We start from the raw sequence: 12521 nt of genomic DNA on the forward strand, positions 1-12521 counted from the left end.
GAATCCTCGCCGCTGTCAGGCAGAAAATCCACTCAAGCTACTGTCCGAATTTGCGGGGCCAGCTCTCACGGCATCGCCGGCAGAAATGCGCGCCCACGGTTGACGTGAAACACCGATCCCGGCAGCAATGCCGGCATTCCCGTGTCCAGATTCCGATCGCGCTCGGCGCGACGAGCAAATTGCCGATTGGCCTTGAGCTCGACGGCCCGGCAGGCAGCGATCGTCGCTTGCTCGCGATCGGCATCGCGCTTGACGGCGTGTTCGGGCGGCTGCCGCCGCCGCACCGGTCATGAATAAGGATTGATCAGCTTCTGCTGCTCGGCGCTGTGCGCCACCAGCATGTCGATGAAGGTTCTCACCTTCGCCGACAGATGATGTTTGTGCGGATAGACAGCGTTCATGGACAGCTCGACCGTCCGATATTCCGGCAACAGGCGCACGAGGCGGCCGGCCTCGAGGTCGTCCTGAATGAGAAACCCCGCCATCAGGCAGACGGCAGCGCCCCCCAGCGCGACCTTCCGCAGCGCTTCTCCGCTGTTGGTGACGAAGCTGCCGGATATCCGTACCGATGCCGGCGTGCCCTTGCGATCGAGGAAGCGCCATTCATCGCCAAACGGATAGTTCAGGTGACGGCCGCAATTATGCGCAGCGAGCTCGTCGAGCTTCTGCACCCGGCCGTGCTTCTCGATATATTCGTGGGAACAGCACAGCACGTGACGCCAGGTGGCGAGGCTCCGCACGATCAGGCTCGAATCCGGCGGCGGCGTCATGCGCAGGGCAACGTCGTAGCCTTCCTCGATGAGATCGACATCGGCCTCGCCCATGCGCAAATCGATCTTGAGCTCCGGATAGGCCGACAGGAGTTTCGCCACAACCGGCGCGACGAACGGGACCATGTGCGTGGCGACGTGGACGCGCAACGTGCCGCGGGGCACCGACTGCAATTCGCTCGCGATATCGTCGGCCTGTTCGATATCGGCGAGGATCTGGACGCAGCGGTCGTAATAGGCCTTGCCGATCTCGGTGAGGTTGACCCTGCGCGTGGTGCGCTGAAGCAGCCTCACGCCGAGCCGGTCTTCCAGCGCCTGGACGTGATTGCTCACCATGGTGGTCGACATGTTGAGCTTGCGGGCTGCTGCGGAGAAGCCGCCGGTCTCGACCACCCGGCTGAAGACTTCGAGGCTGGTCAATCGGTCCATGCCGCCTGATTATCCGCTCTTGATCGATAATCTCAAGGTTTTCGCCCCGATTATCTACCAGATCATCCCGCGTGTGACATGGCGCATGGGTTAGCAGCAATCGCTCGACAGGTGCGGCAATCGCTCTGGGGCAGTCGCACGTCTGGTCCGGTAGACCACACAGTAGGGCGAGCCCCCGGACTATCCACCCCTAATGGATAATCCTTCCGGCATTTCGCCGATTATCGCTCGAACTGGAAAGACCGATAGTCCCTGCCAGCCGATAGGAGACCGTCATGTCCGAGATGCCCCGCACCGAGAACTTTCAGCAAGCAACTGAAATCACTCAAGATTATTCCAAGTCGCCGCAGCTTGTGCCGATCCGTAACAAGCTCCGGCGCGCGACCCTGATACTCGCACTCCTCGCGGGCACGACAGCGGTTGTCTATTACGGACACGACTACTGGATCAACGGCCGCTATCTCGAGACGACCGACGACGCCTATGTCAAGGCGGACTCCACGATCGTCGCGCCGAAGGTTTCCGGCTACATCGCGAAGGTCCTGGTCGGCGACAACGAAAAGGTCAAGGCCGGCCAGGTGCTGGCCAGGATCGACGATCGCGACTTCAAGGCGGCGCTCGATCAGGCCCGCGCCGATGTCGCCGCCGCGGAGGCTTCCGTGCGCAACCTCGATGCCCAGCTCGAACTGCAACAGCCGATCATCGAGCAGAGCACGGCCGATGTCACGGCTGCGGACGCCAATCTGAAATTCGCCCAGGAGGAACGCGCCCGCTACGACGACCTGATGAAGTCGGGCTCCGGCACGATCCAGCGCGCGCAGCAGACCGATGCGGCGCTGCGCGCCAGCAACGCGCAATTGCAGCACGCCAAATCGGGCCTTCTGGCCGCACAGCGCAAGGTCGACGTGCTCACCACCCAGCGCGCCCAGGCCACGGCCCAGCTCGAACGCGCCCGCGCGGTCGCGCAGCAGGCGGCGTTGAACCTGTCCTATACCGAGATCACCGCACCGGTAGACGGCACGGTCGGCGCCCGTAGCTTGCGCGTCGGCCAGTACGTGCAGTCCGGCACGCAGTTGATGGCGGTGGTGCCGCTCGATGCGGTCTATGTGGTCGCGAACTTCAAGGAGACGCAACTCACCCATGTCCGCGCCGGCCAGCCGGTCGAGCTGCGCGTCGACAGCTTCCGCAGCCAGACCCTGCGCGGTCATGTCGACAGCCTGTCGCCGGCCAGCGGGCTCGAATTCGCGCTGCTGCCGCCCGATAACGCCACCGGCAATTTCACCAAGATCGTGCAGCGCGTCCCGGTGAAGATCGTGCTCGACGATCACAGCCTCACCGGCCTGCTGCGGCCCGGCATGTCGGCGGTGCCGACCGTCGACACCAAGGCCGCTGTGCTGGCTGAGCGCGAGACGGCAAAGCGCCTCGCTGACAACACCTCGCGCCCGAACGGCGGCTGACGTCGAGGGGCATGCGGCAGGATTATCAAGCCCTGCCGCATGATCCTTCCAGGACTTCCTCGATTATCGAAACCATCCACCCAGCGCATCCTGTCTCCGTAACCGAGACGAGGCTTCCATGAGCACGCTCCAACCGACCGTCAACGCCGCCTCCGCCGCCAACTTCCCCGCGCCGGCCGCGGCTCCCACGATTCCGGCCGTGTCGGCCAAGACCTGGATCGCGGTGATCGGCGCGACGCTCGGCGCCTTCATGGCGGTGCTGAACATCCAGATCGTCAACGCCTCGCTCGCCGACATCCAGGGCGCGATCGGCGCCGGCATCGACGACGGCGGCTGGATCTCGACCTCCTATCTGATCGCGGAGATCGTGGTGATCCCGCTGTCGGGCTGGCTCGCCCAGGTGTTCTCGATCCGCATCTACCTCCTCACCAACGCGATCTTATTTCTGGTGTTCTCGGCGGCCTGCGCGCTGGCGCAGGACCTGCCGCAAATGATCGTCCTTCGCGCCGTGCAGGGCTTTAGCGGCGGCGTGCTGATCCCGATGGCGTTCACACTGATCATCACGCTCTTGCCGAAGGCGAAACAGCCGATCGGACTTGCGCTGTTTGCGATCTCTGCGACATTCGCACCCGCCATCGGCCCGACCATCGGCGGCTATCTCACCGAGAATTGGGGCTGGGAGTACATCTTCTACGTCAACCTGGTTCCCGGCACGCTGATGATCGCGATGCTGTGGTTCTCGCTGGAAGCGAAGCCGATGAAGCTGTCGCTGCTGCGCGAGGGCGACTGGCCGGGTATCGTCACCATGGCGATCGGCCTCTCCGCGCTGCAGACCGTGCTGGAAGAAGGCAACAAGGACGACTGGTTCGGCTCGCCCTTCATCGTCAAACTGTCCATTATCGCCGTCATTGCGTTGACCGCTTTCCTCGTGATCGAGCTGACTGCGAAGAAGCCGCTGTTGAACCTGCGTCTGCTGGTTCGCCGCAATTTCGGCTTCGGCATCCTCGCCAACTTCCTGCTCGGTATCGCGCTGTACGGTTCGGTGTTCATCATGCCGGTCTATCTGTCGCGCATCCAGGGCTACAATGCCGAACAGATCGGCATGGTTCTGGCTTGGACCGGCTTGCCGCAGCTGTTGCTGATCCCTCTGGTGCCGCGGCTGATGCAACGCTTCGACGCCCGGATCATCATCGGCGTCGGCTTTGCGCTGTTCGCGGCTTCCAATTTCATGAACATCTATATGACGAATGACTACGCCACCGATCAGCTGTTCTGGCCCAACGTCGTTCGTGCTGTCGGACAGGCGTTTGTATTCGCGCCGCTCTCGGCCGTCGCCACGGCCGGAATCGAGCCGGAGAATGCCGGCTCCGCATCGGGCCTATTCAACATGATGCGCAACCTCGGCGGCGCCATCGGCATTGCGCTGCTCCAGACCGTGCTGACCAAGCGCGAGCAGTATCACTCCAACGTTCTGATGCAGTCGGTCTCGATGTTCGAGCAGGCCACCCGCACGCGGCTGGAACAGCTCACTCAATATTTCGTCAATCACGGCATCCTCGATCGTGCGGATGCGTCGCATCGTGCCTATGTCGCAATCGGCCATATCGTGCAGAAGCAGGCCTATATCCTGGCCTTCAGCGACACCTTCTACCTGCTCGGCATGGCGCTGATCGTGGCCCTGATCGCCGTCCTCTTCCTGAAGAAGCCCGGCCAGACCTCGGCCGGTGGAGCCCACTGACGTCACCCCAGCAAAAGGAGAACGACCATGAAGCCCCGCATGAACTACTATCAGGCCGCGCCCGACACGCTCAAAGCCCTGATCGCGGTGGACGATCAGATCAAGGCCAGCGGCCTGGAGCAATCCCTGATCGAACTGGTCAAGACACGGGCGTCGCAGATCAACGGTTGCGCCTTCTGCATCAACATGCACACCGAGGACGCCCGCAAGCGCGGCGAGACCGAACAGCGGCTCTATCTTCTCAATGCCTGGCGCGAATCTCCGCTCTACACCGATCGCGAGCGCGCCGCCTTGGCCTGGACCGAAGCGGTGACGCTGATCTCCGAGACGCACGCCCCCGACGACATCTACGAGCAGGTCCGCGCGCAGTTCTCGGAGCAGGAGACGGTCAACCTCACCACGCTGATCGGCACCATCAACGCGTGGAACAGGATCGCGATCTCGTTCCGCGCGGTCCATCCGGTGAAGGTGAAGGCGTCGGTGGCGTGAGGGGTGGTGTCAGTGGCGGCGTGCTGGACGCAACGCCGCTACCACACGCTCAACTGTCATGCCCCGCGAAGGCGGGGCATCCAGTACGCCGCAGCCTCTCGATTCATTCACGGGCGTCACGGAGTACTGGATCGCCCGCCTTCGCGGGCGATGACACCTGAGGTGCGTCCTAAACCGCCGTCGCCTTGGCGAATTCCACGTAGATCTCGCGCAGACGCGTCGCCATCGGGCCGGGCTTGCCGTCGCCGATTGTCTTGCCATCAATCGCGACCACCGGCTGCACGAACGACGAGGCCGAGGTGATGAAGGCTTCCTTGGCGGCCAGCGCCTCGGCGACCGTGAAGGACCGCTCCTCGACGCGGAGCTGACGTTCTTCCGCGAGCGCGATCACGGCCTTGCGCGTACAGCCCGGCAGAATCGCGTTGGAGTTCTTGCGCGTGACGATGACATCGTCCTTCGTCAGGATGAACGCCGACGATGAACCGCCCTCGGTGACGTATCCATCCTGCAGCATCCAGGCTTCGCCTGCACCGGCCTCCGCCGCGGCCTGCTTCGCCAGCACCTGCGCCAGCAGCGCCACGCTCTTGATGTCACGCCGCTCCCAGCGGATGTCGGGCACGGTGATCACGTTGATGCCGGTCTTGGCCGAGGCGGCATTGATGATGTCCTTTTCCGAGGTGAACATCACCAGGCTCGACCTGACATCAGCCTTGGGGAACGGGAAGTCGCGGCCCTTGTCGGCGCCGCGCGTAACCTGGAGATAGACGAGGCCGCTCCCGAGCTTGTTGCGCGCGATCAGTTCCTTCTGCAGCTCGGTGATGCGGTCGACCGTCTCCGGCAGCCTCAAGCTGATCTCGCCGACGGAACGCTCCAGCCGCGCCAGATGCGAGGCGTTGTCGACCAGCTTGCCGTCCAGCACGGCCGAGACCTCGTAGATGCCGTCGGCGAACAGGAAGCCGCGGTCGAGAACCGAGATTTTGGCGTCCGAGAGCGGGACGAATGAGCCGTTGACGTAGGCGATCGAGTCCAAGGCAGGTCTCCTGGCGGGAAAAGGGGATTTGGCCACGGGTATAGGAGATTTAGCGAGCCCGATAAACCCTCGATCCGTCATTCCGGGGCATTCGCAAAGCGAATGAGCCCGGAATCTCGAGATTCCGGGTTCGATGCTTCGCATCGCCCCGGAATGACGGCGCCGGTTAATGCGACAGAATCTTCGACAAGAACTTCTGCGCGCGGTCGCTGCGCGGCTTGCCGAAGAAATCCTCCTTCGCCGCGTCCTCGACGATCTCGCCGCGATCCATGAAGATCACGCGGTTGGCGACCTTGCGGGCAAAGCCCATCTCGTGCGTGACGACCATCATGGTCATGCCCTCGCGGGCGAGATCGACCATGACGTCGAGCACCTCGCTGACCATTTCAGGATCGAGCGCCGAGGTCGGCTCGTCGAACAGCATGACGATCGGATCCATCGCGAGCGCGCGCGCGATCGCAACGCGCTGCTGCTGGCCGCCGGAGAGCTGCGCCGGGAATTTCTGCGCCTGCTCCTTCAGGCCGACGCGCTCCAGGAGCTGCATGCCTTTCGCCACCGCCTTGTCGTACGGCCGTCCCAGCACCTTCTGCTGGGCAAGGCAGAGGTTCTCGATGATCTTGAGATGCGGGAACAGCTCGAAGTGCTGGAACACCATGCCGACGCGCGAGCGAAGCTTCGGCAGGTCGGTCCTGGGATCGTTGACCTTGGTGCCGTCGACGCTGATGTCGCCCTCCTGGAACGGCTCGAGCGCGTTGACGCATTTGATCAGCGTCGACTTGCCCGAACCCGAGGGACCGCAGACCACGACGACCTCGCCCTTGGTGACGCTGGTGGTGCAGTCGGTCAGCACCTGGAAGGTCGGGGTGTACCATTTGTTGACGTGGCTGATTTCGATCATGACCGACACGCTCTATCGAATGATGGCGATGCGCGCCTGGAGGCGACGCACGCCGAAGGACGCGACACAGGAAATGGTGAAGTAGACGACGGCGGCGAACAGGTACATCTCGACCAGGCGGCCGTCGCGCTGCGCGACCTTGCTCGCCGCGCCCAGAAAGTCCGGGATCGAGAGCACGTAGACCAGCGAGGTGTCCTGGAACAGCACGATGGTCTGCGTCAGCAGCACCGGCAGCATGTTGCGGAACGCCTGCGGCAGCACGACGTAGCGCATGGTCTGGGCGTAGGTCAGGCCGAGCGCGTTGGCGGCGGCGGGCTGGCCGCGCGAGATCGACTGGATGCCGGCGCGCATGATCTCGGAGAAGTACGCCGCCTCGAACATGATGAAGGTGATGAGCGAGGAGGCGAACGCGCCGACGCTGATCGGCCGCGACGCGCCGGTCACCCACTGCCCGATATAGGGCACCAGGAAGTAGAACCAGAAGATGACCAGCACCAACGGCAGCGAGCGCATGAAGTCGACATAGACGCCGGCGATGCGGCCGAGCACCTTGAAGCCCGACAGTCGCATCAACGCGATCGCGGTGCCGAAGATCAGGCCGCCGAGGCCCGCCAGCGCCGTCAGGGTCACCGTGAACGTCATGCCCTCGTAGAACAGGTAGGGCAGCGCGCGGCGGATGACGTCGAAATCGAGATTACCGAACATTGCGCTATTTCCCCGTGATGTAGCCGGGGATCGCGACATAGCGCTCGAGGAAGCGCATCGCGGTCACGACGACGGCGTTGACGAGGAGATAAAGGATGGTCGCGGCGGTGAAGGCCTCGAACACCTGGAACGAGAATTCCTGCATCGAGCGCGCCTGTCCGGTCAGCTCGATCAGGCCGATGGTGATGGCCACCGCCGTGTTCTTGATGGTGTTGAGGAACTCGGAAGTCAGCGGCGGCAGGATGATGCGGAACGCCATCGGCAGCAGCACGTAGCGATAGCCCTGCACGGTGGTGAGCCCGAGCGCGGTCGCCGCCATCTTCTGCCCGCGCGGCAACGAACCGATGCCCGCCTGCAATTGCACCGCGACGCGCGCCGACATGAAGAAGCCGATGCCGATCGCGGCCGTCCAGAACGGCGCATTCGGCAGTTGCTTCAGCCACAGGCCGGCGGATTTCGGCAGCAGTTCCGGCAGCACGAAGAACCACAGGAAGAGCTGCACCAGCAGCGGCATGTTGCGGAAGAACTCGACCCAGCAGAAGCCGAACCGGTAGGCCGCCTTGGACGGCAGCGTGCGCATGACGCCGACGAGCGAGCCGAACACCAGCGCGATGATCCAGGCGAGCACCGCCGTCTTCAGGGTCAGCACCAGGCCCGACAACAGCATGTCGAGATAGGTGCCGGTCCCCATCGGGTTCGGCTCGAAGAAAATTCCCCAGTTCCAGTGGTAGTTCACGTGTCCCTCGCGCGAACGCGCCAATCACAGATGTCGTAAACGTCTATGCAAATGTCCGGCCACTCCCTCCAGAATGGCCGGAATTTGCTTCCTCTCCCCGCAAGCGGGGAGAGGCGAACAACTCAGCTTACTTGTAGTCGTCCGGGTTCGGCGAGTCCGTCGGCTTGGCGAACTCGTTCTTCAGCTCGGCCGAGATCGGAGTGTTGAGGTTGAGCCCCTTCGGCGGGATCTTGGCCGTGAACCACTTCTCGTAGATCTTCTGGCCTTCGCCCGAGGTGTAGAGCGCAGCGGTCGCCGCATCGACCACCTTCTTGAACGGCGCGTCGTCCTTGCGCAGCATAATGCCGTAGGGCTCGGGCTTGGAGAAGGCGTCCTTGGAGATGACGTAGTCGTCGGGCGACTTCGAGCCGGCAACGAGGCTCGCGAGCAGGATATCGTCCATCACGAAGGCGACCGCGCGATCGGTCTCGACCATCAGGAAGGATTCGGCGTGATCCTTGGCCGGGATGATGTTGGCGCCGAGGCCTTTCGCAACATTGGCCTCGGTGAGCTGCTTGATGTTGGTGGTGCCGGCAGTCGAGACCACGGTCTTGCCCTTGAGATCATCGATCGACTTCAGGCCGCTCGACTTCTTGAACACGTAGCGGCTGGCGGTCAGGAAGTGGGTGTTGGTGAAGGCGACCTGCTTCTGGCGGTCGGCATTGTTGGTGGTCGAGCCGCATTCGAGGTCGATGGTGCCGTTGGCCATCAGCGGGATGCGGGTCGCCGAGGTCACCGGATTGAGCTTGACCTCGAGCTTGTCGAGCTTGAGTTCCTTCTTCACGGCGTCGACGATCTTGTAGCAGATGTCCATCGCGAACCCGATCGGCTTCTGGTTGTCGTCCAGATAGGAGAACGGGATGGAGGAGTCGCGGAAGCCCAGCGTGATGGCACCGGTGTCCTTGATGTTCTTCAGCGTGCCGGTCAGCTCCTGGGCCCCGGCCTGGCTGACGACGAAGGTCGCGGCGAGCGCGAGCCCGATGTGACGGAAATGCTTCACTTTTTTGGTCCCCTTTCAGGATGATGCGGCCGGATGCAAGCACAAATCAGGCCGGATTAGAATGTGACTTTCGACTGGATCGCCGCTCAGGTTAACGGCTCAGGTAAGTGGTTTGGGCAATTCGCCGAGATCCCAGAACAGGCCGGCCATCACCGTCAAGGCCTCTTCGGTCAACGGCAGCAGGATGTGCTCATTGGGCGCATGCTGGGAGCAGCCGGGATAGGAGTGCGGGACCCAGATCGTCGGCAGGCCCAGGATCTCGGAAAACACGTCGTTCGGCAGCGAGCCGCCGAAGTTCGGCAGCACCGCCGGCGCCTTGCCGGTAGTTTCCCGCACCGAATCCGCCGCCCATTTGATCCAGGGGCTGTCGAAATCGGTACGCGAGGCGGCAAAGCTCTGTGCGGCCCGCACCTCGACCATCGGGAAACCCTTTTGCACCAGATGCGCGCGGACGGCCTCGATCAGGCCGTCGACCTTGGTGCCGACGACAAAACGCAGTTGCAGCACGGCATTGGCATGGCCGGGAATGGCGTTGGCCGGCTTCTCGATATTGCCGGACGACATCGCCAGCACTTCCAACGTGTTCCAGGCATAGAGGCGTTCGGCCGCCGACAGGCCTTCCTCGCCCCAGTTCTCCGCCAGCGCCGGCTCGTCCGCGGTCGGCACCACGTCCACGTCCGCAAGATAGCTGCGGATCTGGTTGGTGAGCCGCGGCGGCTTCAGGGCATCGAGCTGGAGACGGCCATGGCCGTCGACCAGCGTCGAGATCGCGTTGACCAGAATGGTCGCGGGGTTGGCGAGCACGCCGCCCCAATTGCCGGAATGATGGCCGCCATCGCGCAAATTGACGTCGAGATGGATGCGGATGCCGCCACGGCAGCCGAGGAAGAGTGTCGGGCGATCTGCCGACAGCCGCGGTCCGTCGGAGGCCATGAACAGATCGGCCTTGAGCGCATCGCGATTGAGGTCGCAGACCTTGCCGAGATCGGGCGAGCCGATCTCCTCGCCCATCTCGACGATGAATTTGGCGTTGAAGCCGAGCTTGCCGCCGCGGGCCTCGCGCACCGCGCGGAGCGCCGCCATGTTGATGCTGTGCTGGCCCTTGTTGTCGGCGGTGCCGCGGCCGTAGAGGCGCGTGCCCGCAACCGTCGTGCGCCAGGGATCGCGGCCATCGCGCCACTCGCCTTCCATGCCGTCGACGACGTCGCCATGGCCGTAAATCAGCACGGTCGGGGCGGATGCGCTCTCGTGATGCTCGGCGAACAGGAACGGCGCCTTGCCGCTGGGAGATTCGACCATGCGGCTTTGAAAATCGAGCTCCGCGAACGCCGGCTGCATCTCCTGTTCCAGATAGGCGCGCAGCTCGGGGCCGCGCGACGGATTCTGGCTCTCGGTCTTGAAGGCGACGCGGCGGTCGAGTTCGGCGAGGAACGCGCCCGAATTGAAATCCTCACGGGCACGGGCGATGGCGGCGGCTCTGGTCATGATTTGCTTTTCGGACTTCGAGGAAGGACCCTACCCGAGACAGGACGGCCTTCGATAGTGGCGGGGACTTGGATTGTTCTTGTAGTTCTCTTGTAGTTCTCTTGTTCTCTTGGGATTTCGTTCTTGCTCGCTTGAGATTGGCTTGCCAAGGGCAGCAGTGCTGCTGATTTTGGCCTTGCCAAGTGCAAGTTATATGCAAGAACTTCGCCAAGTTGGGGCGCACGTCTATCATTCGAAGAGCGCTCGGTACAGAGCGCCGGGGGACCAATATGGCCAAGCAGATCAGGCTCAACGCCTTTGCGATGAATTGCGTCGCCCACCAGTCGCCGGGCCTGTGGACCCATCCGCGCGACCGCACCGCCGAATATAATCGCCTGCCTTACTGGCTCGATCTCGCCAGGACGCTGGAGCGCGGCCGTTTCGACGGATTGTTCCTGGCCGACGTGCTTGGCGTCTACGACGTCTATGGCAACAGCCCTGACGCAGCCTTGCGCAATGCAGCACAGACGCCGTCGAACGAGCCGCTGCTCCTGCTCTCGGCGATGGCGGCGGTGACGCAAAATCTCGGTTTCGGCGTCACCAGCAATTTGTCCTTCGAACCGCCCTACCCGTTCGCGCGGCGGATGTCGACACTCGACCATCTCACCGAGGGCCGGATCGGCTGGAACGTCGTCACCGGCTATCTCGACAGCGCCGCCCGCGGCGCCGGCAAGGACAAGCAGACCGGACATGACGACCGCTACGACATCGCCGACGAATATATGGAGGTCGTCTACAAGCTCTGGGAAGGAAGCTGGGAGGACGATGCCGTGCTGCGCGACCGGGCGCGCGGCATCTTCACCGATCCCGCAAAGGTTCATCGCGTCAATCACGAGGGCGCGAACTACCGCATCAACAACACCATCCATCTCAGCGAGCCGTCGCCGCAGCGCACGCCCGTGCTGTACCAGGCCGGCACCTCGCCGCGCGGCCGCCAGTTCGCGGCGCGTCACGCCGAATGTGTGTTCATGTCGGGACCGTCGGCCAAGATCATCGCGCCGCGCGTCTCCGCGATCCGCCAGGAGGCTGCCGCACTCGGCCGCAATCCGGCGGAGATCCTCATGTTCAACATGATGACGATCATCCTCGGCAACACGGAGGCTGAAGCTGCGGCGAAATATGCCGACTACCGCTCGCATATCAGCCCGGAAGGCGCCCTGGCCCTGATGTCGGGATGGACCGGCATCGACTTCTCCGGCTACGAGCCCGACCAGCAGGTCCGGCACGTCCAGAACGATGCCGGCCGCAGCGCGCTCGACAACGTCACCCGCGGTGATCCCGACCGCGTCTGGACCGTGCGCGACGTCATCGAGCATGTCGGCATCGGCGGTGCCGGTCCGGTCGTGGTGGGCACGCCGGAGAGCGTCGCAGACAAGATCGAGGATTGGTTCGAGAAGACGGACGTCGACGGCCTCAACGTGGCGTTCGCGATCTCGCCCGGTGATTTCGAGGACATCGCCGACATGCTGGTGCCGGAGCTGACGCGGCGCGGACGGTACAAGCCGGAATATGCGAAAGGCACGTTGCGGGAGAAGCTGTTCGGTGCGGGGCGCGCAAGGCTCGACACGCCGCATCCGGCGGCGGGGTATCGGGTGGGGAAGACGGTGTAGGCACCACCCCCAATGTCGTCCTGGCGAAAGCCAGGACCCATTACCCCAACAGGGAGTTTGGCGAAGACTGGTCGTTCGGGATTAGTACCACCCGCA

General features: G+C 63.5%; 11 protein-coding genes and 1 pseudogene. 5 read left to right on the top strand and 7 right to left on the bottom strand.

The annotated features are described in order from the left end of the window. Window positions 1–108: 108 nt before the first annotated feature. Window positions 109–293 (top strand): annotated as a pseudogene (locus BJA_RS43375) (amidase); the annotation flags it as partial. On the opposite strand, the gene BJA_RS38505 reads toward BJA_RS43375, so the two are convergent. Next, window positions 288–1199, bottom strand: a complete 912-nt coding sequence (locus tag BJA_RS38505) for a LysR family transcriptional regulator (protein ID WP_011090319.1) — start codon at window positions 1197–1199, stop codon at window positions 288–290. The pseudogene BJA_RS43375 and the gene BJA_RS38505 sit on opposite strands and share 6 nt — an antisense overlap. Before the next feature lie 275 nt (window positions 1200–1474). Here BJA_RS38505 and BJA_RS38510 point away from each other — a divergent pair, with 275 nt between their 5' ends. From BJA_RS38510 to BJA_RS38520, 3 genes are all read left to right on the top strand, one after another. After that, window positions 1475–2656 (top strand): HlyD family secretion protein, encoded by a 1182-nt coding sequence (locus BJA_RS38510; RefSeq protein ID WP_011090320.1) that lies wholly within the window; start codon window positions 1475–1477, stop codon window positions 2654–2656. A gap of 118 nt (window positions 2657–2774) precedes the next feature. After that, complete coding sequence (locus BJA_RS38515; RefSeq protein ID WP_011090321.1) at window positions 2775–4394, top strand: MDR family MFS transporter; 1620 nt, start codon at window positions 2775–2777, stop codon at window positions 4392–4394. Between the two features lie 27 nt (window positions 4395–4421). Next, a complete protein-coding gene (locus tag BJA_RS38520) occupies window positions 4422–4883 on the top strand; it encodes a carboxymuconolactone decarboxylase family protein (RefSeq protein ID WP_011090322.1) in 462 nt (153 codons plus the stop codon). Between the two features lie 169 nt (window positions 4884–5052). On the opposite strand, the gene BJA_RS38525 is transcribed toward BJA_RS38520, so the two are convergent. The 6 genes from BJA_RS38525 to BJA_RS38550 all read right to left on the bottom strand — a co-directional run bounded on the left by BJA_RS38525 (window position 5053) and on the right by BJA_RS38550 (window position 10776). After that, window positions 5053–5913, bottom strand: a complete 861-nt coding sequence (locus tag BJA_RS38525; protein ID WP_038967356.1) for a D-amino-acid transaminase — start codon at window positions 5911–5913, stop codon at window positions 5053–5055. A gap of 166 nt (window positions 5914–6079) precedes the next feature. Continuing rightward, window positions 6080–6811: an amino acid ABC transporter ATP-binding protein gene (locus tag BJA_RS38530; RefSeq protein WP_011090324.1), complete on the bottom strand. Its 732-nt coding sequence runs from the start codon at window positions 6809–6811 to the stop codon at window positions 6080–6082. A 12-nt stretch (window positions 6812–6823) separates the two neighbouring features. Then, window positions 6824–7516, bottom strand: coding sequence for an amino acid ABC transporter permease (locus BJA_RS38535; protein WP_011090325.1), 693 nt, complete (start codon window positions 7514–7516; stop codon window positions 6824–6826). Window positions 7517–7520: 4 nt separating this feature from the next. Continuing rightward, a complete protein-coding gene (locus BJA_RS38540) occupies window positions 7521–8252 on the bottom strand; it encodes an amino acid ABC transporter permease (RefSeq protein WP_011090326.1) in 732 nt (243 codons plus the stop codon). A 127-nt stretch (window positions 8253–8379) separates the two neighbouring features. Next, window positions 8380–9291: an amino acid ABC transporter substrate-binding protein gene (locus BJA_RS38545; RefSeq protein WP_011090327.1), complete on the bottom strand. Its 912-nt coding sequence runs from the start codon at window positions 9289–9291 to the stop codon at window positions 8380–8382. A gap of 99 nt (window positions 9292–9390) precedes the next feature. After that, window positions 9391–10776 (bottom strand): M20 family metallopeptidase, encoded by a 1386-nt coding sequence (locus tag BJA_RS38550; protein WP_011090328.1) that lies wholly within the window; start codon window positions 10774–10776, stop codon window positions 9391–9393. A 269-nt stretch (window positions 10777–11045) separates the two neighbouring features. Here BJA_RS38550 and BJA_RS38555 point away from each other — a divergent pair, with 269 nt between their 5' ends. Further along, window positions 11046–12425, top strand: a complete 1380-nt coding sequence (locus tag BJA_RS38555; protein WP_038967351.1) for an LLM class flavin-dependent oxidoreductase — start codon at window positions 11046–11048, stop codon at window positions 12423–12425. The last annotated feature ends 96 nt before the right edge of the window (window positions 12426–12521 follow it).

This window comes from Bradyrhizobium diazoefficiens USDA 110 (assembly GCF_000011365.1).
Classification (GTDB): domain Bacteria; phylum Pseudomonadota; class Alphaproteobacteria; order Rhizobiales; family Xanthobacteraceae; genus Bradyrhizobium; species Bradyrhizobium diazoefficiens.

Bases quoted from the DNA above. Each gene is read 5' to 3' on its own strand.
- BJA_RS38555 (WP_038967351.1), top strand. From the start codon at position 11,046: ATGGCCAAGCAGATCAGGCTCAACGCCTTTGCGATGAATTGCGTCGCC.
- BJA_RS38510 (WP_011090320.1), top strand. From the start codon at position 1,475: ATGTCCGAGATGCCCCGCACCGAGAACTTTCAGCAAGCAACTGAAATC.
- BJA_RS38520 (WP_011090322.1), top strand. From the start codon at position 4,422: ATGAAGCCCCGCATGAACTACTATCAGGCCGCGCCCGACACGCTCAAA.
- BJA_RS38550 (WP_011090328.1), bottom strand. From the start codon at position 10,776: ATGACCAGAGCCGCCGCCATCGCCCGTGCCCGTGAGGATTTCAATTCG.
- BJA_RS38535 (WP_011090325.1), bottom strand. From the start codon at position 7,516: ATGTTCGGTAATCTCGATTTCGACGTCATCCGCCGCGCGCTGCCCTAC.
- BJA_RS38530 (WP_011090324.1), bottom strand. From the start codon at position 6,811: ATGATCGAAATCAGCCACGTCAACAAATGGTACACCCCGACCTTCCAG.
- BJA_RS38505 (WP_011090319.1), bottom strand. From the start codon at position 1,199: ATGGACCGATTGACCAGCCTCGAAGTCTTCAGCCGGGTGGTCGAGACC.
- BJA_RS38515 (WP_011090321.1), top strand. From the start codon at position 2,775: ATGAGCACGCTCCAACCGACCGTCAACGCCGCCTCCGCCGCCAACTTC.